Consider the following 21,807-nt stretch of genomic DNA (forward strand, 5'->3'; position numbering starts at 1 on the left):
GCAATACATCATGGCAGAAAAACTAGACTTAACGCGATTTGAAAAAAGAATGGTGATTCGAAATATTAGAGAAGAAGATATCGACCGAATCATCGCATTGCAAGAGGTATGCTTTCCAGGCATGGACCCTTGGAAAAAAGAGCACCTTGAAAGCCATCTTGAACATTTCCCAGAAGGTCAGTTCTGTGCGGAATTCGAGGGAGAAATTATCGGTTCATGTTCAAGTTTATTAATTAACTTTGATGAATACGATGATCGTCACACATGGCAGGACATCACAGATGATGGATATATCACAAACCATAATCCAGATGGCATGAATATGTACGGAATTGAAGTAATGGTCAGTCCTGAGTACCGCCGGATGAAAATCGGTCATCGTTTATATGAAGCAAGAAAAGACTTAGCGAGAAGATTAAATTTAAAAAGCATCATCATTGGCGGACGTATCCCGAATTATCATAAATATCAAGAGGAAATGACGCCCCGCCAATATGTAGAGCAAGTCATGCTGCACCAAATTTATGATCCTGTGCTATCTTTTCAGCTGTTAAATGAATTTAGCCTGATGCGAATCAATCCGAATTACTTGCCGGATGATAAAGCTTCCAGCACGTACGCAACGCTAATGGAATGGAACAATGTCGATTATCGCCCGCAATCGAAAAGATATTATAAATCGGCGTTTCCGGTTCGAATTTGTGTCATTCAATATGCAATGAAGCAAATTCATTCTTTTGAAGAGTTTATGAATCAAGTGGAGTATTACGTGGATGTGGCATCAGATGCGTCAGCTGACTTTGCCGTTTTCCCGGAAATCTTTACAACGCAGCTTATGTCATATTTAGAAGAGAGATCACCAAGTCTCGCAGTGCAGCGGATCACAGAATATACCGAGGACTACATTAATTTGTTTACGGATCTCTCGGTCAAGTACAACATTAATATCATCGGTGGTTCTCATTTCGTTGAAGAGGAAGGGAAAATCTATAATATCGCTTATTTATTTAGACGTGATGGAACGATTGAAAAGCAATATAAGCTGCATATCACGCCGAATGAAAGAAAATGGTGGGGGATTTCAGCTGGTGACCAAGTCCGGGTATTTGATACGGACTGCGGTAAAATTGCGATCCAAATTTGCTACGATATTGAATTCCCTGAACTTGCTCGAATTGCAGCTGACAAAGGAGCGAAAATTATTTTCACTCCATTCTGTACAGAAGACCGCCAAGGCTATTTACGAGTGCGTTACTGTGCGCAGGCGAGAGCGGTTGAAAATCAAATTTATACGGTCATTTCTGGAACGGTCGGAAACCTTCCGCAAACAGAAAACATGGATGTCCAATATGCACAATCAGCAATCTTTGCACCTTCTGATTTTGAATTCGCAAGAGATGGTATTGTAGGTGAATGCAACCCGAATATTGAAATGGTGGTTGTCGGTGATGTCGACTTAGAAATATTAAGAAGGCAACGTCAAGATGGGACGGTTCGTCAGCTGAAAGACCGAAGAAGAGACGTGTACCATATTGAATATAAGAAATAACCAAAACAAGCGCCCCGCAGTTATGCGAGGCGCTTGTTTTTATGTTTACATTTTCTTTAATGCCACTGTAGCAAAATGGGCAATACTTTTGGCAGCTAAAAATGGAACGTTTGAGTTGACAAGAGATTGATAAATCGTTTTTTCTACTTGTTTCCATGTAAGAGTAGGCTCTTCTAAAAGATTTTTTAAATCAGGTCCTACATGCTGGTTGAAAAACTGTTCAAATTGTTCACGTTTTTCTTGTCCGGCAATCACTTCTAATTTTTGTAGCCATTTTTCTTGTTTTTGGAAAGATTGCTCAATGTTTTGTTTAATGGTGTCTGTGGTTGAAGGTAGCTGAAAATCACTCTCTGCTGTCACCTGCTTCGTTTGAATAGATGCAGCATCAGCTGTCTGTGTAATAGGTGAAGCGAATAAAAGGACAGTTGTGGAGAGCATCAAAGATTTTGCGATTGTTTTCATTAAGAAAACCTCCTAGTTCATTTAGTATTGTGCACGAGATTTATTATACATTTTTGTTAAAAAAAGGTAATGAGACTTCCCGCTTATTTTTTCATGCGACAAAGGGATGCCAAATGAAAAGACGAATATACTGAATGGAAATAATGTTTTACAAAGGGAGAGGGATATGGGGCGACAATCTAAACATCTGTATATCAATTTGCCGGTAAAGCATGTGAATGAGTCAAAGGCTTTTTTTGAACAGCTGGGGTTTGACTTTCATCAAGAACTGACGAATGATCATGCTGCTTGTTTTGTGATGAATGAGACGATAACGGTCATGCTGTTATCACTTAAGCATTTCCAATCCATTTCAGAGAAGGAATTAGTAGATGCCAGAAATGGATCAGAGGTCATTATTTCTTTACAGGTCGAGACGAGGGAAGAGGTTGATGAGCTTGTAGAGCGTGCGATCGCAGCTGGTGGTTCACCGTTTAAGGAAAAACAAGACCATGATTTTATGTATGGCTGGAGCTTTCAGGATCGTGATGGTCATTTATGGGAAGTATTTTATATGGATGAGGAGAGAAGCGACCTTTCATAAGGGTGCTTCTTTTTTATTGATGATCAGTGGTATGATAAGAGGGTAAAAAATAAGGAATTCATCTAGAGAAAAGTAGGTGCTGCATGGAGTTTTTACTTGTCTTAATGCCAGTGTTCGGCATATTCCTTATAGGATATATTGGGCAGAAGACCATTGGTTTTGATATACATACGCTTTCATCAATGTCTTTATATTTAATGTCACCATTTCTTGCGTTTGAAACCTTTTATCAAAATAAAGTATCGATGGACTATGTGTACTTATCTATATTTGTCTTAGGGCTTTGTCTTTCACTTGTTTTATGTGTCTTCATTTTATCTCGAATTTACGGGTATTCGAATGAAACGTATTGTGCCATGATTTTGTCATCAGCATTTATGAATAATGGAAATTACGGCACGCCTGTTGTCCTTCTCGTTTTTGGAGCAGCTGGTTTAGATATTGCGATTGTGCTAATGGTCCTTCAGCAGCTCGTCATGAGTACAATCGGTATGTATTATGCAGCAAAAGGTGGAGAGGACGCGGGAGACTTGAAGGTCGTTCTGAAAAAAGTACTTCGCATGCCGGTTGCTTACGGGGCTCTTCTTGGTCTATTATTTCAGCTCATTGACCTTTCATTACCTAAAGAGCTTATGACAGGTGTTCAGCTTGTGGGGGATGCAGCGATACCAACGATTATGCTGATTTTAGGTATGCAACTTGCAGTGATTTCTTTTAAGCAAGTAGATTATCGTAATATTTCCTATGCGGTGCTGCTCAAGCTGTTTATTTCACCTCTCATCGCCTTTGGCTTTACACTTATTTTACCTGTAGATGATTTGGTGAAACAAATTATGATATTAGTTGCAGCGATGCCGACAGCGGCGAATACAACGCTGATGGCTGTGCAATTTCGGACGAAGCCTGAGTTTGTCTCAAGCACGACGTTTCTCAGTACGATTTTAAGTATTGTGACTTTACCTGTTTTATTATGGATTTTATCCATGCACCCTCTGGGGTAGGGGACGGCAAACAAAGGGGGACTTATGAATGAATGTAGATGTTCATTTTCAAGTAAGTGATGTGTTAAAAACGAAGCATTTTACGCATGCGAAAGTGTTAGCTGGGGAAAAGGGATTGTTTCGACAGGTAAAATGGGTACATGTACTTGAAGTGCCTGCTGTAGAGGATTTGTTAAATGGAGGCGAGCTGATCTTAACGACGGCCGCAGGCTTCCATAATCAATTGGAAGTCTTTCAGGCGTTTTTAAGGCAGTTGATTGACTCAGGTGCGGCCGGATTATGTATTGAATTTGTACCGCTCCGGTTTGATGTGCCGGAAGAACTGATTGTTTATGCAGAAGAACGTGATTTTCCGCTTATTTTGTTTACAAAAGAAATGAAGTTCGTCAATATCACACAGCATCTTCATACGATGATGATTGAACGTCAGTACCAGATGATGGCAGATTTAGAAACACTATCGTCAAAGCTGAATGAGCTTTTACTAACTCCTCATCCGCAGATGGATATTTTGGATCAAGTGTATCAGCACGTGAGAGGGATACTATTGCTGATCCCTGTTCAAGGTGAGCCGATTATTTTATGTGATTCTTCCCAACAAACAGAAGAGCTTGTGATGAATTATTTACATTATGCTTCATTACCAAAAGGATATGAAGTGACGCAAAAACAAGTCCTTGCACTCAAACAAACCTTTGCGGACCTTGTCCTCATTCATCAATCGAACACGCTCTCGGAATTTGAACTGCTTGTGATGGATAAAGGAGCGAATGCCCTTGCCCAGCAAACATTAAGAGAGCTGTATACAGAAGAGCTGAAGAAGACAAAAGAGAATGAATGGCTGCAAAAATGGTTTCATGAAGATCATACAGAAAGAGAGATCATAGAACACCTTGAGGAGACAGAAGGGCTGAAAAAACCGACCGGATGTGTGGTCATGCTCTTTCAAAAAAAACACCCAATAGAAGAAATCGCAGGGAATCTTTATTTTCTCGTGTCTTGCCGATCTATTTTTCAGCGTGCTGGTTTCCATTTGATAGTGTACGAGCATCAGGGACAAACCTTATTTATTTTACTGAATACAAGAAAAGTTGAGGACTGGAAAGAGCGTGCAGAAAAAGCGGCAAACGACATCACGCAATTATATGGCCGTGAGAAGCCCGGCGAGGCAGTGATCAATTATGGAATCGGTTCATATTGTGAGCAGTTTCAGCACATGAGAAAAAGTTTTCATGCAGCGAAAGAAGTGCTGCATTTAAAGAAAGTGATGCCGCTGCGGGTAGAAAGCCCATTTTATCAAGATTTACATATGCTTCGGCTGATGCCTGTTATGAAAGAAAGCGGATTATTAGAATGCATGGTGAAAGAGTATTTAGAGCCGGTGATTTTATATGATAAACAAAATAACGGCAGACTCTATCAGACGCTGAATATCTTTTTACAGACAAACGGTTCAAAAAAAGAAACGGCAAGCCAGCTCTATATTGTGAGGCAGACGCTTTATCACAGATTGGATAAGCTTCATGCTTTACTTGGTGAGGATATGATGCAAGCGCCGAAACGTCAAGCGCTTGAATTTGCGATCCTTGCTTATGAATTTTTACAAGGGAATCGCCATTAACGGTATATGTTAGATTTGCCAAGGGATCAAGTCGAGTGTCTCATGGTTCTTTTCAATCAGTTGACGATCTGTCTAATGTAATGTGTCTCGCCCCTTTTTTATAATGAGAGTAACGACACGGGTGGTCTTGTTTCAGTTTCATATGCCTCACTTTTATCCATATAATGAATGGAGAGGTCATATACAGGACCGGTTTCAGTTTCTTTTATGATGAAAACGGATACATGGAGGCGTGGGAAGATGAAAACACATAAGGCACAAGATCTTCAGGCGAAAGATGATCAGTTCATTTGGCATCATATGAAAGGGACAAACAAAGAAAATGAAAGTATGGTGATTCATGAGGCAGAAGGCGCATGGGTGACAGATATTCATGGAAATCGCTATTTAGACGGGATGTCAGGGTTGTGGTGTGTAAATGCCGGATATGGGCGTAAAGAGCTTGCAGAAGCGGCGTATAAGCAATTAAATACGATGCCTTACTACCCGCTGACACAAAGCCATGTGCCAGCGATTCAGCTGGCTGAGAAGCTCAATGAATGGCTAGGCGGGGACTATGTGATTTTCTTTTCTAACAGTGGTTCTGAAGCGAACGAAGCTGCATTTAAAATGGCTAAACAATATCATGCGCAAAAGGGAGAAAGTACACGCACAAAATTCATTTCCCGATATCGATCGTATCACGGCAATACAGCAGCAGCTCTTGCCGCAACGGGTCAAGCGCAGCGTAAATACAAATATGAACCGTTAGGGCAGGGCTTCATCCATGTCGCACCGCCTGATATGTACCGGCATCCTGAAGATCAAGAGAGCTTGGCAAGTGCTGATGCAATCGATCAAGCGATGACGTGGGAATTAAGTGAGACTATTGCGGGTGTCATCATGGAGCCGATGATTACAGGAGGCGGTATCTTAATGCCGCCAAAAGGATATTTGAAGAAGGTGAAAGAAATCTGTGAAAATCATGGGGCGCTCCTCATTGTGGATGAAGTAATATGCGGATTTGGCCGGACAGGAAAGCGGTTTGGATTTATGCATGAGGAAGTGAAGCCAGATATCATCACCATGGCAAAAGGGATCACAAGCGGATACTTACCGCTTTCGGCTACGTGTGTAAAACGAGAGATTTATGAAGCATATGCAGGAGAAGATACGTATGACCGGCTGCGGCATGTGAATACATTTGGCGGTCACCCTGCTTCCTGTGCGGTTGCGCTTGCTAACCTAGAGATCATGGAAAAAGAACAATTAGTGGAGCGGTCTGACACGCTTGGCCAAGACATGCTCGAACGTTTGCAAGAGTTAAAAGAGCATCCATTTGTCGGTGATGTGAGAGGAAAAGGCCTGCTGTTTGGGATTGAGCTTGTGCAGGATCAGGCGTCCAAAACGCCAGCTGATCCAAGTGTAGTCGGTCAATTGATTGCAGAATGTAAAAAGAGGGGATTGATCATCGGGAAAAATGGCGATACAGTGGCTGGCTATAATAACGTGGCACAGCTCGCACCACCGCTAAATATCACTGATGAAGACGCCTCTTTCATTATCCATACTTTAAAAGAAAGCATGGCACAATTATAGCAGAGAAATTTCTCTGCTTTTTTCTATGTCCAGAAAGGATCAGGTCTTGATTGATCTACTAGGCTGAATGGTCAATGGGCACATTAGGTGTATTGAAAAAAACATGCGATTCTATTACTGTAAGGAGAAGACAGAACCAATACACATTAGAAGGAGACGGCAAATGAGTTTTCATGATCAACCCATTCTACCTGCTGTTCGCAATATGAAGCAATTTGAGGAATTTTTAAAAAGTCCATTTATATATGGCGTCTTACTAGATGTTCACTTAGGGCGTCTTAAGGGCATCATGAATGAGGCGAATGCGCATCATAAAAAAATGTTTGTCCATGTCGATCTCATTCACGGAATCAAACATGATGAGTACGGAACGGAATTTATTTGTCAGGAAATGAAACCGGCTGGCATTATTTCTACTAGGTCTTCTGTCATAGTAAAAGCCAAGCAGAAAAAGGTATATGCCATCCAGCGAATGTTTTTACTTGATACAAGTGCGATGGAAAAAAGCATGGAGTTTGTCGGAAAACATCGTCCAGATTTTATTGAAGTATTGCCGGGTGTCGTGCCAGATTTAATTACAGAAGTGCGCGAAAGAGCTGGAATACCAATATTTGCAGGAGGATTTATCCGAACAAAAGAAGATGTAGAAAGGGCGCTTGCAGCAGGGGCGACAGCTGTCACCACATCGAATACAGAGCTTTGGAAAGCGTTCCAAAAGTGAAAAAGATAAAATGTGAAAATTGATTGACAACGTTTTCATCATCTGATACTATAGCACTAAGTTAATATCATGTGATGGAGAATCGGAGATCCACAACGACGCTTTACTAGGTGACAAATGACCCTTATGTAAAGTATGTTTGTTGTGGATCTTTTTTTCTGTATCTTTTCTACACATTTATAGGGGATGGCAACTGAACCAGAGGAGGAATTTTTCATGACACCATTTTGGGGTGAAGTCGTAGGTACAATGCTTCTTATTATTTTTGGAGGCGGTGTGTGTGCGGCAGTCAGTTTAAAGAAATCGCTCGCTTATCAGTCCGGCTGGATTGTAATCGCTTTCGGATGGGGATTTGCAGTAGCGATTGCAGCTTATGCCACTGGAGGAATCAGCGGTGCCCATTTAAACCCGGCGCTGACAATAGGTCTTGCATTAGAAGGAAGTTTTCCTTGGGCTGATGTTCCAATGTATATTGTCGGTCAAATGCTTGGCGCATTACTCGGAGCTATTATTGTCTTCTTACATTACTTACCACACTGGAAAGCGACAGACGATCCAGGTGCAAAACTAGGCGTATTCTCAACTGGTCCTGCAATTCCACATACTTTTGCAAACGTGCTCAGTGAAGTCATCGGTACATTTGTATTGGTGGTAGGAATTTTAGCGATTGGTGCAAATAAATTTGCAGACGGAGTCAATCCGCTGATTGTTGGTTTCTTAATTGTCGCGATTGGTCTTTCATTAGGTGGTACAACTGGTTACGCAATTAACCCTGCACGTGATTTAGGTCCAAGAATCGCACATGCCATTCTGCCGATTCCAGGTAAAGGTCCATCAAATTGGAAATATGCTTGGGTTCCTGTTGTTGGTCCAATTTTGGGCGGTGCATTTGGCGGTGTTTTCTATAATGCAGCCTTTAAAGCGAACGTCACACCAGCCTTTTGGATTGTAAGCGTTATTTTAGTTGTGGTATTGTTAGGACTCTATGTTTCTACGAAAAACCAGACAAATGCTGTAAATGAAAGTATGTAAGGGGAGGAAAACACCATGGCAAAAGAAAAATATATTCTCGCATTAGATCAAGGGACAACAAGCTCAAGAGCGATCTTATTTGATCAAGAAGGTAAAATTGCACATACAGCTCAGAAGGAATTCAATCAATATTTTCCGAACCCAGGCTGGGTAGAACACAATGCAAATGAAATTTGGAGCTCTATCCTATCAGTTATTTCAACTGCTTTAATCGAATCAGGAATTGAAGCAGATCAAATTGCTGGTATCGGAATTACGAACCAGCGTGAGACAGCTGTCGTTTGGGATAAACATACAGGCGCACCCGTTTACAATGCAATTGTTTGGCAGTCTAGACAAACATCCGGTATTTGTGAAGAGTTAAAAGCGCAAGGCCACGATGAAACATTTAGAAATAAAACCGGTCTTCTGATTGATGCTTATTTCTCAGGCACTAAAGTGAAATGGATTTTAGACAATGTAGAAGGTGCTCGTGAGAAAGCAGAAAATGGTGACTTACTGTTTGGCACAATTGATACATGGCTCATTTGGAAAATGACTGGCGGGCAATCACACGTGACAGATTATTCGAATGCATCAAGAACGTTAATGTTCAATATTTACGATCTGAAATGGGATGAAGAACTACTTGATATCTTAGGTGTTCCAGCTTCCATGCTGCCAGACGTTAAACCATCATCACACATTTATGGTGAAACAACAGACTATCACTTCTTCGGTAAAAATATTCCGATTGCAGGAGCGGCGGGAGATCAGCAGTCTGCGTTATTCGGTCAGGCTTGCTTTGAAGAAGGAATGGCGAAGAACACATATGGTACAGGATGTTTCATGTTGATGAATACAGGGGAAAAAGCAATTAAGTCGGATCATGGATTGTTAACGACGATTGCATGGGGCATTGACGGCAAAGTTGAATATGCTTTAGAAGGAAGTATTTTCGTTGCTGGCTCAGCGATCCAGTGGCTGCGTGATGGACTTAGAATGTTTAAAGACTCAAAAGACAGTGAAGCTTATGCTGAGCGTGTTGAGTCAACAGACGGCGTATATGTCGTACCAGCATTTGTCGGTCTAGGCACACCATATTGGGATAGTGATGTCCGAGGCGCTGTATTCGGTTTAACACGTGGTACTTCTAAAGAGCACTTTGTTCGTGCAACGTTAGAATCACTGGCTTATCAAACGAAAGATGTTTTAGATGCGATGGAAAAAGATTCAAACATCTCACTCAAAACATTGCGTGTCGATGGCGGGGCTGTAAAAAATGATTTCTTAATGGGCTTCCAAAGTGATTTGCTCGATGTACCAGTAGAACGTCCAGAAATTAATGAAACGACGGCACTCGGTGCAGCCTATCTTGCGGGAATAGCAGTTGGCTTCTGGAACGACCGTTCAGACATTGCAAAACAATGGAACCTTGACAAGCGCTTTGAACCTAAAATGGAAGAAGACAGCCGTGACTCGTTATACAGCGGGTGGAAAAAGGCTGTAAAAGCAGCTCAAGCTTTCAAATAAACAAAAAGTATGGTATACTTCAAGTAAGTTAATAGAACGGTTGGAGAACTGGAGAGACCGCAAGCACCGAAGTGTAGAAATACGCTTTGGGTGTTTGCGGTCTCTTTTTCTTTACCGTACAACATGGGAGGAACAAGAGATGACTTTTTCTAGCTTAGAAAGAGAACAAATGCTTCAGGACATGACAAAAAAACCATATGATGTGTTTATCATTGGTGGGGGTATTACGGGCGCTGGTACAGCACTTGATGCAGCTTCACGCGGGATGCGGGTTGGTCTTGCAGAAATGCAGGATTTCGCAGCAGGTACGTCTAGCCGCTCAACGAAACTAGTGCACGGCGGACTTCGTTATTTAAAACAATTTGAAGTGAAAATGGTCGCAGAGGTCGGTAAAGAGCGTGCCATCGTATACGAAAACGGTCCTCATGTGACAACACCAGAATGGATGCTACTTCCGATGCATAAAGGCGGGACATTCGGTAAGTTTTCAACTTCAATCGGACTTAGAGTATATGACTTTTTAGCTGGCGTTAAGCATAGTGAACGCAGAAGTATGCTAAGTGCGAAAGAAACACTTGCAAAAGAACCGCTTGTGAAAAAGGATGGCTTAAAAGGCGGGGGCTACTATGTGGAATACCGTACTGATGATGCACGCCTGACAATTGAAGTCATGAAAGAGGCTGTGAAGTTCGGTGCCGAAGCGGTCAACTATGCGAAAGTCAAAGAATTTATTTATGATAAAGGCAAAGTTGTTGGTGTTGTCATTGAAGATGTCACAACGCAAAAAACATACGATGTATATGCGAAAAAGATTGTCAATGCGACAGGCCCTTGGGTCGATCAGCTAAGAGACAAGGATCACTCAAAAGAGGGGAAACATTTACAGCATACAAAAGGAATTCACTTAGTATTTGACCAATCTGTTTTCCCATTAAAACAAGCAATCTACTTTGACACACCTGATAAACGTATGGTCTTTGCAATTCCAAGAGAAGGAAAAACATACGTGGGAACAACAGATACAGTTTACAAAAAACAACTGGAACATCCGCGTATGACAAAAGCAGATCGTGATTACGTGATCAAAGCCATTCAATATATGTTCCCAGATCTTAACATTACAGAGAAAGACATTGAATCTAACTGGGCTGGTCTTCGTCCACTTATTCATGAAGAAGGCAAAGATCCTTCAGAAATTTCTCGTAAAGATGAGGTATGGACATCATCTTCAGGCTTAATCACGATTGCCGGTGGTAAATTAACAGGTTACCGTAAAATGGCTGAACACATTGTGAATCTTGTACGTGATGGACTTAAAGAGGAAACTGGAAAAGATTTCGGACCATGTAAAACGAAACATATGCCAATTTCAGGTGGGCATGTAGGCGGTTCGAAAAATATGGCGTCCTTTGTTCAAGCGAAAATGGCAGAAGGAGCATCCGTTGGTTTGACAGAACCGGTTGCACAAAAATTAGCTGAGAAATATGGCTCAAACGTCAGCAATGTCTTCAAGCGTGTAGAGCAGCTTCAAGGGGAAGCAGACAAACGAAATATTCCCGCATATGTGTTGGCTGAACTTGTCTATGCGATCGAAGAAGAATTGGCTGTAACACCTGTCGATTTCTTCTTGAGACGAACAGGCAGCCTATTATTTAATATCAATTGGGCAAAAACGTATGCACAACCTGTTGTTGACTATATGGCAGATCGTTTTGGCTGGGATGAAGAGACAAAACAAAAACATCAAACTGAATTAGACCGATTATTCCATGAAGCAGTCGTACCGCTTGATGCTGAATAAGTAAAAAGCCGATCGTGCATCGGCTTTTTTTATTTTGTTCATCGTTTTTTCATATGTTCATGATATAACATGACATGAAGGATAATTCCATATAAAATAACAGTAGATGTTATTTTATTGATGATAAGAGCTGGGAGGACGACCATGAGTTGGAATACGAATTATGAGCGTTGGATCAATGAGAAGCACCTGGATACTGAACTAAGGGAATGGCTGGAGGCGCATCAAGATGATCATCAAGCGCTTGAAGACTGCTTCTACAAAAACCTTGAGTTTGGTACTGGAGGAATGCGCGGAGAAATTGGTGCTGGAACGAACCGAATGAATGTTTACACTGTTCGAAAAGCATCTGCTGGTCTTGCTGCGTATATTGCAGCACATGGAGAGGATGCAAAAAAAAGAGGCGTCGCCATTGCCTATGATTCACGCCATAAATCTCCTGAATTTGCGATGGAAGCGGCCAAAACACTTGCTTCACATGGCATTCAAACATACGTATTTGACGAACTGCGTCCGACACCAGAACTCTCTTTTGCAGTTCGAGAACTGAATGCCTTTGCAGGGATTGTTGTGACAGCAAGTCACAATCCGCCAGAATATAATGGCTATAAAGTATATGGAGAAGATGGAGGCCAAATGCCCCCATTTGAAGCAGATCAAGTTATTAAAGAAGTAGATGCCATTGAAAATGAATTAGCCATTTCAGTAGAATCAGAAGAAGTCTTGAAGCAAAATGGTTTGATTCGGATGATTGGTGAAGAAATCGATCAAGCGTATATGGAAAAATTAAAAACCATTCGTGTGCACCCTGAGCTTGCAAAAGAAGTCGATGTTAAAGTGGTGTTTACCCCGCTTCATGGAACAGCGAATAAACCTGTCCGAAACGGACTTCAAGCCTTTGGCTATGAGCATGTGACGGTAGTGCCTGAACAGGAAAAACCAGATCCGCAATTCTCGACGGTCACGTCTCCAAATCCAGAGGAGCATGCCGCTTTTGAATACGCCATCAAGCTTGGCGAAAAGCAAAATGCTGATATTTTGATTGCGACAGATCCAGATGCAGATCGATTGGGTATCGCTGTGAAAAATCACGATGGTGAATTTACCGTTTTGACCGGCAACCAAACAGGCGCCTTACTACTTCATTATTTATTATCTGAAAAACAAAAACTAGGTCAGCTGCCGCCTCGCCCCGTTGTGATGAAAACGATTGTGACAAGTGAGCTTGGGCGTGCTGTTGCCTCGGCATTTGGAGCTGACACGATTGATACGCTCACTGGCTTTAAATTTATCGGAGAAAAAATCAAGCAGTTTGAGGAAAGTGGAGAATACACGTTTCAATTCGGCTATGAAGAAAGCTACGGCTATTTGATCGGTGATTTTGCACGAGATAAAGATGCAGTTCAAGCGGCGTTATTAGCAGTTGAAGTCGCAGCCTTTTATAAAAAACAAGGGAAGTCATTATACGATGCTCTTGTTGATATTTTTAAGGAATTTGGATTTTACAGAGAAGGGTTAAAGTCATTAACCTTAAAGGGGAAGGTAGGAGCGGAGCAGATTTCTGCTATTCTTCATACCTTTAGATCAAACCCGCCAGCTTCTATCGCCGGTCAGCGCATTACGGTCATTGAGGATTATCAATCAAGTCAAAGGCACCTTGTGGCTGAAAAGAAAGAAGAAACGATTCATCTGCCGGCCTCAAACGTCCTGAAATATTTCCTTGAAGATGGCTCATGGTTTTGTTTACGACCTTCTGGTACGGAGCCTAAAGTCAAATTTTATATTGCTGTCAAAGGCACATCGTTAACAGACAGCGAAGAAAAGCTGAAACACTTATCAGAAGAAGTCATGAAAGTCGTCTATGACATTGTGGAAGAAACAGCTAAATAAAACATCACAAAGCCATCATGTCATGCATGATGGCTTTTTCTCAGTCAAAAGGATGAGAAAAAATCATCCTTTTTGAGAAAGAGCCGCATAGATGCTCATGGTATAATCAACTTATTGATAAGAGGCAGTAAAAGCCGGGGGTACACACGATGGGAGATTACCAAGAAAAAGTAAAAACATTAAAAACGTTAAAAGAAATTGCTGAAAAGCTAAATGAAGGGATGGAAATGAAGGAAACGCTTCATGAAGTGCTTCATATGCTTATGGAAGTGACAGGCTTTCAAACAGCATGGATTTATTTTATAGAAGAAGACGGATCGTATGAACTAATGGCAGAAGTGTGCTTACCTGAAGCGCTGGCAAAGGATCGAAAGCAATTGATGTGTCAAAACGATTGCTATTGCATCAACCGCTACACGAAAGGCTCACTGCAATCAGCTACCAATATCATTAATTGTAAGCGGATTGAAACAGCGATTGAGCAAAAGCTTGGAGATACAGAAGGAATTACCCATCATGCAACTGTTCCGCTCCAAGCATGTAAGCGTACGTTCGGTTTATTAAATGTGGCGGCAAAAGGGAAGGTCACATTTACACAGGAGGAGCTGAATCTGCTTGAAAGTATTGCGCTGCAAATTGGTACGGCTATTCAGCGTATGAAGCTTGTGCAAAATGAGCAGCAGCATGCACTGCTAGAAGAGCGAAACCGGCTTGCACAGGATTTACACGATTCTGTGAATCAAATGCTGTTTTCCGTGAGTTTGACTGCAAAGGCAGCCCGTCAAATGACAAGTGATCAAAAATTAGGTGAAATGATTGATTTTATTCAGCATTTATCACAAGATGCCCTCATTGAAATGAGATCACTCATCTGGCAGTTAAGACCAAAAGGACTTGAAAAAGGATTTACGACAGCAATTGAAGAGTATGCACAGCTTTTAGGTCTAAATTGTTCATTGTCTTTATCTGGCTGTATGGAAATAGATCATTCAAAGCACGAGACCTTATTTCGCGTATGCCAAGAAGCTCTCAATAATTGCCAAAAGCATGCGGGTGTTGAGAAAGTAGAGGTCAAACTGGAGCAATCAGGAGACACGTTTGGTATGAAAATTATCGATCAGGGAAAGGGATTTCAGTATGATGAACAAATGAGCCTTCCCTCACTTGGATTGAAAGGGATGGCTAAACGTATTCGTAGAGCAGGAGGTACATTTTGTATCAATTCTGAGCTAGGTAAGGGAACCACAATTCATGTGAAAGTCCCATTTTCTCAAGAAAGGAAGGGGTTGTCATGAGGGTAGTCATTGCAGATGATCATCATATTGTCAGAAAAGGGCTAGTCTTTTTCTTGCAAACCCAGCCAGATGTAGACATCGTCGGTGAGGCATCCAATGGGGAAGAGGCACTGCAGATAGTGAGGCAAACGAATCCTGATATTGTCTTGATGGATCTTTCTATGCCTGTGATGAATGGAATTGAGGCCACAAAGCAAATGACACTCGAGATGCCGGAAGTCCGCATTGTCATCTTGACAAGCTATGCAGATAAGGACTATGTCATCCCTGCTATCCAAGCGGGAGCGAAGGCTTATCAGCTCAAGGATGTAGCACCTGAAAAGCTTCTCACGACAATGATTGAGGTGCAAAATGGTACGTATCAATTAGATGGTCATATTACGACGTTTCTTATCCAGCATCTAACTGAACCTAAAGAGCAGAAATGGGCATTGATGAACGAACTGACCAATAGAGAACGTGATGTCTTATTTGAAATTGCAAAAGGGAAAAGTAACAAAGAAATCGCCTCATCGCTTTTTATTTCTGAAAAGACTGTGAAAACACACGTGTCTCATCTGTTATCAAAGTTAGAGCTGGCAGATCGAACTCAGGCCGCTCTATATGCGGTAGATTATCAAAAAAATCAGCCGAAAGAGCTGTTGTAAACAGTCATGGTGGACATTCCAAAAGACTTCATGAGTATGTCTCATGAAGTCTTTTCTTCTTTATGAAAGGCGGTTAGTAAAAGGCTGAAAAGAAAACAAAGAGCTAAAATAAAGTTCATTCTAGCCCTATGTCAACAATCTGAAAGGCAGAAAATCAGCCTTTTTCTTTATGTGTACATCGGTTCTGCATATGCTTCAGCAACGGCAGCCTCTGAAGCATGGTCGATATACTGCAGGAGCCCATATAAACATTTTTCAACATCTGCATCGTTCCGGTTAAATTGATACGCATGTAAGAAATGCTCAATACGTTTTGAGAGCAAATCATCTTGCGTACGGACCATAAGAATAAGTAAATTATCCCATTGCGAGCGATGCGTATAATAAAGTGCCTTATCATAATCTGCCACATTCATTAAACCTTCTCCTTTCCCTTGAGAAGTCCTCATTAGTTTGCTCGGATCAGGTCGACTTTTTCAGGGGAAAAGTTGGTGTCTGCATAAACAGGGTACCGGGAATTATAGGCTGAATAAATGCTTGATGTATGAAAAAGAACCAACCAGCAAAACCTAAACAAAATAGACATGAAAGTGAGAATGTTGAGATCATGCACTTGAAATTATGGATGCTTTTTGCAGCAGGAATTGTTTTATTCGGCAGTTTCATGATTCATCCATCATCACAAGCAGCCGTGCAGCCGGCAGAGAATTGGGAAAGACTTGCGTATACTGCTTTGCAAGAAGAATATGAAGGTGCCGCTTTAAACGATTATCATTATATTGGACGTACACAAGTGAATGAAGATCAAACAAAAGATGTGTTTCGCGTGACCGTGAAGGAAGGCTCCACACGATTTGCAGCACATGCAGAAATTTATTTTCATCCGGTGACGGGGCATTTGATTAGTATTAACGTGTTTCGGCTATAAAAAAGCACCTCTTTTAAAAAAGAGGTGCTCCAGCCGTAGTCAAACCCTCGCATTCGGTGTCAGTCCGGCACTGGTGCTCACGAATGTCAAATTCGCTCTGCAAAAGCTGCTGTTCTTCCTAAAATCATGTTGAAAAGAAGATTTATTTCATGCTTCCTTGAAGATATGAGCGAATATCCACACCGAGTGAATCCGCTAAACGCTGTCCGTAATCTTCATCTGCACGATAGAAGTTACAGATCGCAAGTAATTTCGTTTTTTCATTTACGTCTTTCAAGTCAGCTGTCAGGTTTTTGATCAATGCTTGTTTCTCTTCTTCAGAGTAGCTTCGATATTTTTCTCCAGCTTGTTTGAAATCATTTGGTTTTTCAATTTTTTGTCTCACCATACGGTCACCATGAAGAACTGGTTCACTTTCTTTGTAGTGAGGGTTTTCTTTTGGCTGATCGTCATAACGGTTTGGTTCATAGTTAATATGACCGCTTGGACGAGTTGTTGTCATAAAGCCATCCTGTTGGTTATTGTGAACAGGCGCATAAGGACAGTTCACTGGGATGCGCATGTAGTTTGCACCTAGGCGGTGACGCTGCGTGTCAGGATAAGAGAACAGACGACCTTGAAGCAGTTTGTCTTCAGATGCTTCAATTCCTGGTACTAGGGCACTTGGCGTGAAAGCAGATTGTTCTGTTTCAGCAAAGAAATTTTCTGGATTGCGGTTCAGTGTCATGCGGCCCACTTTTTGCAGCGGATAATCTTCCTCGCTCCACGTCTTCGTAGGATCACATGGATCATAATCTAGTTCATCATAATCACTGAGCGGCATAAGCTGAACGTAAAGATCCCATGCTGGATAATTTCCTTTTTCAATACGATCATACAAGTCTCTTGTCGCATGCTGGAAGTCGTTTGCTTGAATTTCTGCAGCTTCTTCCATCGATAAATTGCGAATGCCTTCTGATGGTCTCCAGTGATATTTCACATATTTTGTTTCTCCGTATTTGTTTACCCATCTAAACGTATGAACACCAGAACCGCGCATTTCAGCGTAGTTCGCAGGAATACCTTCGTCAGAGAAGAGCCATGTGAGCATGTGAGTGGATTCAGGTGTTAACGTCATAAAATCCCAATAACGGTCAGGATCTTGAATGTTGGTTACAGGATCTGGCTTGAGAGAGTGAACCATATCAGGGAACTTGAGTGCATCACGAATAAAGAAGATCGGCAAGTTGTTACCAACTAGATCATAGTTGCCTTCTTCTGTATAAAATTTGACAGCGAAGCCGCGAGGGTCACGTAATGTTTCAGGTGAACCTTTAGGGTGAATAACCGTTGAGAAACGGACAAAAACATCTGTTTGTTTTCCTTCTTCACTTAAGAAAGCTGCTCTTGTATGTTTCTCCATGCTATTTTCTACTTCAAATACACCATAAGCGCCGGCGCCTCTTGCATGAACAACACGCTCTGGAATACGTTCACGGTCAAAGTGTGCAAGTTTTTCAATCAAATGGTAATCATCAAGAAATGAAGGCCCTCTGTGACCAGCAGTTCTTGAGTTTTGATTATCGCCAACAGGTACGCCTTGGTTCGTTGTCAAATTTTTATGATTAGAATTTGTCATTCTTTTTCTCCTCCTGTAAACAAAAAATGGTTTCTAGCAATCTATATACCCTAATTATATTGAATCAAACATGATAGTCAATATTTATTTATAATAATTTTAAATAAATTATTATTACAAGGAGGTAAAGAAAAAGACGAAAGAAATAAATTCTTTCGCCTTAGAGCAGAAGCTCTCTTAGAGCATCTTTGTTTTGTGTTAAATCTTTTAATGTGTATTGGTCAAGAACGTGTAAATAAGCAGTGAGTGCTTCATGAAGTACGTGCTTTAATGAACAAATCGGGGAGATAATACAGCTGTTTTTCTTCGGATCAAAGCATTCAACCATGACTAAATCATCCTCTGTATAGCGGACAATCTCACCAATATTAATGCTTTCTGGGCTTTTCCCCAGCCTAATCCCACCATTTCTTCCGCGGATCGTTTCTACATAACCACGTTTTCCAAGATGGTAAATGACCTTTGTCAGGTGATTTTTCGAAATGCCATAAATATCGGCAATCTGCTGAATATTTGACAGTTCATTGTTTTCTCTCGAAGCTAAATAAATGAGTACCCTTAATGAGAAATCTGTATAATTCGTAAGTTTCATTTGGACGACCTCTAAACCTAATAGAGTTTTGTATCATCGTAACACATTTTAGACAAAAACTGTTCGAGAAAGTGCTAAATGTGACAACATTTAAAACATGTATTATAAATATTGTTTTTACAGGCCGTCATCCATTACGATAAAGATGTATTTAAAATACATCTTTTGAAAGAAGGAATAACGATGTTATCCACAGATCAAATGAATGCCATTAAACAATCAGCCCCTCTTCTAAAAGCTGAGGGAACAAAACTTGTGACGGTTTTTTATCAAAATATGATTAGACAGCACCCAGAGCTACTCAATCAGTTTAATAAAACAAATCTCATGAATGGAAGCCAGCCAGAGGCGCTTGCCGCAACACTTTATCAAGCTGCACTGCACATCGATCGGTTGGCAGACTTGCTTCCTGCTGTGAAACAAATTGCCCATAAGCATGTCAGTGTCATGGTGAAAAAAGAGCAGTACCCAATCGTCGGATATCACCTTCTTGAAGCAATGAAAGAGGTATTTGGGTTATCAGAGGAAGATGACACATTGTCGGCTTGGAAGGCTGCATATGACATCATTGCGAATATATTCATCACCATTGAGGCAGAAATGATGGCTGAAAATGTGAAAAAACTTGGCGGATGGACAGATGTCAAACCGTTTATGATTAAGAAAAAGAAACAAGAATCTCCATCACTCATTTCCTTTTATTTAGTACCAGAGGATGAATCTGAGCTGCCAATGTATGAAGCTGGTCAATACATTACGGTGCAAGCAAATATGCCGGGTGAAGCTTATGTATGTAGCAGACAATACAGCTTATCAGACCAATATCACCCATCTTATTACCGTATCACAGTGAGACGAGATGGGCATGTCTCCACATTCCTGCATGATGAAATGAGAGAAGGCGATATTCTGCACGTGAGTATGCCGCAGGGAATGTTCTGCTTGCAAGATGAGACCAAAGAACCCGTCTATTTGATTAGTGCCGGTTCTGGTGTCACACCAATGATTGGTTTAGTGAAAACAGCGTCGCATAACAATCAGCCATTCACGATGATTCATGCAGACAGACTAGAGGATGTGACCGCTTTTGAACAAGAGTTTGAACACGTTCTCGCTTCATCTCCAGAGGGGCGTATTATCCTTTGTAACGAACAATTTGATAAAAGTGGAAAGAGTGAGCTGGTTGAGAAGGCGGCTTCCCGTATTGACCGGCCATTTCTCCAATCAGTCATTGATGAAGGGAAAGGCCAATTTTATGTTTGCGGGTCTCCATCATTTACACAAGAGATGATCCTTATTCTAAAAGCGATGGACATCCCGGAAGAGAATATCCATTATGAATCGTTCGGTGGGCAATCTATGAAAGAGATGGAAGTCGTCTAAACAACCGGCTGAACATCATGTTTTATTAGGTACGCTCATATAGTAGGGATAAGTCCGATGAGGAGGGATGGTTTCCTTGAGCGTATCTGAAAAGCGTCTTTTACAACGAGCCATTGATGAAATTACAGAAATTGCAGAAGGATTTGGTCTAGATTTTTATCCGATGAGGTATGAAATCTGTCCCGCGGAGATTATTTATACATTCGGTGCATATGGCATGCCAACACGATTTAGCCACTGGAGCTTTGGAAAGCAATTTCACAAAATGAAGCTTCATTATGATTTAGGATTAAGCAAAATTTATGAGCTGGTGATTAATTCAAATCCTTGCTATGCCTTTCTCCTTGATAACAATTCGCTTGTTCAAAATAAACTAATTGTGGCTCATGTCTTGGCACACTGCGATTTCTTTAAAAACAACTGCCGTTTCCAAAACACAAAACGAGATATGGTGGAAAGTATGTCAGCGGCAGCAGAGCGAATTAAAGAATATGAACATATCCACGGTACAAAAGAAGTCGAGTCCTTTTTAGATGCTGTATTGGCATTGCAGGAGCATATTGATCCGTCGCTTGTTCGTTCAAAATTAAGCTGGAATCTCGACGATGAAGATGAATATGAAGAGGACAAACCAAAACGTCAAACGCCATATGATGATTTGTGGGGAATGGATGAACCGAAAACACGTGAGAAAAAGAAAACGATCAAGCAATTCCCACCAAAGCCAGAAAAAGATATATTGCTCTTTATCGAGGCACATTCCCGGGAGCTAGAGCCTTGGCAGCGGGATGTGCTAACGATGCTGAGAGAGGAAATGCTCTATTTTTGGCCACAGCTAGAAACGAAAATCATGAATGAAGGCTGGGCATCGTATTGGCACCAGCGGATTATGCGTGAACTTGATTTAGATTCAAGTGAATCGATTGAATTTGCAAAATTAAATGCAGGTGTCGTGCAGCCATCTAAGACAGGAATCAATCCTTACTATTTAGGGCTGAAGATTTTTGAAGATATTGAAGAGCGCTACGATCATCCATGCGAGGAATTAAAAAAAGCAGGAGTGGCGGAAGGGTCCGGTCGCAGCAAAATGTTTGAAGTGCGAGAAATTGAATCAGACATTTCTTTTATTCGAAATTACTTAACGAAAGACCTTGTGATGAGGGAAGACTTGTACTTGTTTCAGAAGCAGGGGAGAGACTATAAAGTCATTGATAAAGAATGGAAGGCAGTCCGTGATCAGCTAGTCAGCATGAGGGTCAATGGCGGCTTTCCGTATTTGACAGTCATCGATGGCGACTATTTAAAAAACAACGAACTCTATATTAAACATTGGTATGAAGGCATTGAGCTCGATCTCAAATACTTAGAAAAGGTGCTTCCATATTTGTATCAGCTATGGGGAAGAAGTGTGCACATCGAGTCAGTTCTTGAAGGAAAAGAAGTGATGTTTTCATACGATGGAAAAGGGGTTCATAGGAAGTATCTCGCTTAATGATCATAAAAGATGTCTACGACTAGACATCTTCAGCGTGTAGACAAACCCTCGCATTCGGTGTCAGTCCTGCGCTTCGGTGCTCACGAATGTCAAATTCGC

At 41.3% G+C, this 21,807-nt stretch carries 19 protein-coding genes; 15 read left to right on the forward strand and 4 right to left on the reverse strand.

The genetic code is table 11. The features are described 5' to 3' along the window. Nucleotides 1-10 precede the first annotated feature (10 nt). Nucleotides 11-1,549 carry a bifunctional GNAT family N-acetyltransferase/carbon-nitrogen hydrolase family protein gene (locus NST57_RS04945; protein WP_007497061.1) on the forward strand — a complete coding sequence of 513 codons (1,539 nt, stop codon included), beginning with the start codon at nucleotides 11-13 and terminating at the stop codon, nucleotides 1,547-1,549. A 45-nt stretch (nucleotides 1,550-1,594) separates the two neighbouring features. Here the strand turns inward: NST57_RS04945 and NST57_RS04950 are convergent, their stop codons facing one another. Next, nucleotides 1,595-2,011 (reverse strand): hypothetical protein, encoded by a 417-nt coding sequence (locus tag NST57_RS04950; protein ID WP_142154592.1) that lies wholly within the window; start codon nucleotides 2,009-2,011, stop codon nucleotides 1,595-1,597. Nucleotides 2,012-2,177: 166 nt separating this feature from the next. Here NST57_RS04950 and NST57_RS04955 point away from each other — a divergent pair, with 166 nt between their 5' ends. The 11 genes from NST57_RS04955 to NST57_RS05005 all read left to right on the forward strand — a co-directional run bounded on the left by NST57_RS04955 (nucleotide 2,178) and on the right by NST57_RS05005 (nucleotide 15,692). Beyond that, nucleotides 2,178-2,594 (forward strand): VOC family protein, encoded by a 417-nt coding sequence (locus NST57_RS04955; RefSeq protein ID WP_142154593.1) that lies wholly within the window; start codon nucleotides 2,178-2,180, stop codon nucleotides 2,592-2,594. An 83-nt stretch (nucleotides 2,595-2,677) separates the two neighbouring features. After that, the gene (locus NST57_RS04960) at nucleotides 2,678-3,595 is read left to right on the forward strand and encodes an AEC family transporter (RefSeq protein ID WP_142154595.1); all 918 of its coding nucleotides are present in this window, start codon (nucleotides 2,678-2,680) and stop codon (nucleotides 3,593-3,595) included. A gap of 28 nt (nucleotides 3,596-3,623) precedes the next feature. Beyond that, nucleotides 3,624-5,216, forward strand: a complete 1,593-nt coding sequence (locus NST57_RS04965; RefSeq protein ID WP_142154597.1) for a PucR family transcriptional regulator ligand-binding domain-containing protein — start codon at nucleotides 3,624-3,626, stop codon at nucleotides 5,214-5,216. Between the two features lie 240 nt (nucleotides 5,217-5,456). Next, nucleotides 5,457-6,794, forward strand: a complete 1,338-nt coding sequence (locus NST57_RS04970) for an aminotransferase (protein WP_142154599.1) — start codon at nucleotides 5,457-5,459, stop codon at nucleotides 6,792-6,794. Between the two features lie 163 nt (nucleotides 6,795-6,957). After that, nucleotides 6,958-7,515, forward strand: a complete 558-nt coding sequence (locus NST57_RS04975) for a glycerol-3-phosphate responsive antiterminator (RefSeq protein WP_142154601.1) — start codon at nucleotides 6,958-6,960, stop codon at nucleotides 7,513-7,515. Nucleotides 7,516-7,731: 216 nt separating this feature from the next. After that, a complete protein-coding gene (locus NST57_RS04980; RefSeq protein ID WP_008349011.1) occupies nucleotides 7,732-8,547 on the forward strand; it encodes an MIP/aquaporin family protein in 816 nt (271 codons plus the stop codon). Nucleotides 8,548-8,562: 15 nt separating this feature from the next. Next, nucleotides 8,563-10,059 (forward strand): glycerol kinase GlpK, encoded by a 1,497-nt coding sequence (gene glpK, locus NST57_RS04985; protein ID WP_142154603.1) that lies wholly within the window; start codon nucleotides 8,563-8,565, stop codon nucleotides 10,057-10,059. 139 nt (nucleotides 10,060-10,198) lie between these two features. Beyond that, nucleotides 10,199-11,860 (forward strand): glycerol-3-phosphate dehydrogenase, encoded by a 1,662-nt coding sequence (gene glpD, locus NST57_RS04990; RefSeq protein WP_341298164.1) that lies wholly within the window; start codon nucleotides 10,199-10,201, stop codon nucleotides 11,858-11,860. Nucleotides 11,861-12,004: 144 nt separating this feature from the next. Continuing rightward, complete coding sequence (locus tag NST57_RS04995) at nucleotides 12,005-13,750, forward strand: phospho-sugar mutase (protein ID WP_341298165.1); 1,746 nt, start codon at nucleotides 12,005-12,007, stop codon at nucleotides 13,748-13,750. A 149-nt stretch (nucleotides 13,751-13,899) separates the two neighbouring features. Continuing rightward, complete coding sequence (locus NST57_RS05000; RefSeq protein WP_250027060.1) at nucleotides 13,900-15,045, forward strand: GAF domain-containing sensor histidine kinase; 1,146 nt, start codon at nucleotides 13,900-13,902, stop codon at nucleotides 15,043-15,045. Then, nucleotides 15,042-15,692 carry a response regulator transcription factor gene (locus NST57_RS05005; RefSeq protein ID WP_341298166.1) on the forward strand — a complete coding sequence of 217 codons (651 nt, stop codon included), beginning with the start codon at nucleotides 15,042-15,044 and terminating at the stop codon, nucleotides 15,690-15,692. Before NST57_RS05000 ends, NST57_RS05005 begins: the two co-directional genes overlap by 4 nt. 167 nt (nucleotides 15,693-15,859) lie before the next feature. Here the strand turns inward: NST57_RS05005 and NST57_RS05010 are convergent, their stop codons facing one another. Beyond that, nucleotides 15,860-16,108 (reverse strand): YhdB family protein, encoded by a 249-nt coding sequence (locus NST57_RS05010; RefSeq protein WP_008349000.1) that lies wholly within the window; start codon nucleotides 16,106-16,108, stop codon nucleotides 15,860-15,862. A gap of 128 nt (nucleotides 16,109-16,236) precedes the next feature. Here NST57_RS05010 and NST57_RS05015 point away from each other — a divergent pair, with 128 nt between their 5' ends. Beyond that, nucleotides 16,237-16,620, forward strand: coding sequence for a YqzG/YhdC family protein (locus tag NST57_RS05015; protein ID WP_142154611.1), 384 nt, complete (start codon nucleotides 16,237-16,239; stop codon nucleotides 16,618-16,620). A gap of 142 nt (nucleotides 16,621-16,762) precedes the next feature. Here NST57_RS05015 and NST57_RS05020 read toward each other — a convergent pair whose 3' ends face one another. Further along, nucleotides 16,763-18,238, reverse strand: coding sequence for a catalase (locus NST57_RS05020; protein ID WP_035703421.1), 1,476 nt, complete (start codon nucleotides 18,236-18,238; stop codon nucleotides 16,763-16,765). Between the two features lie 160 nt (nucleotides 18,239-18,398). After that, complete coding sequence (locus tag NST57_RS05025; RefSeq protein WP_341298167.1) at nucleotides 18,399-18,830, reverse strand: Rrf2 family transcriptional regulator; 432 nt, start codon at nucleotides 18,828-18,830, stop codon at nucleotides 18,399-18,401. Between the two features lie 183 nt (nucleotides 18,831-19,013). On the opposite strand from NST57_RS05025, the gene NST57_RS05030 reads away from it, so the two are divergent. Next, complete coding sequence (locus NST57_RS05030; protein ID WP_341298168.1) at nucleotides 19,014-20,213, forward strand: globin domain-containing protein; 1,200 nt, start codon at nucleotides 19,014-19,016, stop codon at nucleotides 20,211-20,213. A gap of 67 nt (nucleotides 20,214-20,280) precedes the next feature. Next, nucleotides 20,281-21,705 carry a SpoVR family protein gene (locus NST57_RS05035; protein WP_445818781.1) on the forward strand — a complete coding sequence of 475 codons (1,425 nt, stop codon included), beginning with the start codon at nucleotides 20,281-20,283 and terminating at the stop codon, nucleotides 21,703-21,705. Nucleotides 21,706-21,807: the final 102 nt, after the last annotated feature.

Source organism: Bacillus sp. FSL M8-0077 (genome assembly GCF_038050255.1).
GTDB lineage: Bacteria > Bacillota > Bacilli > Bacillales > Bacillaceae > Bacillus > Bacillus altitudinis.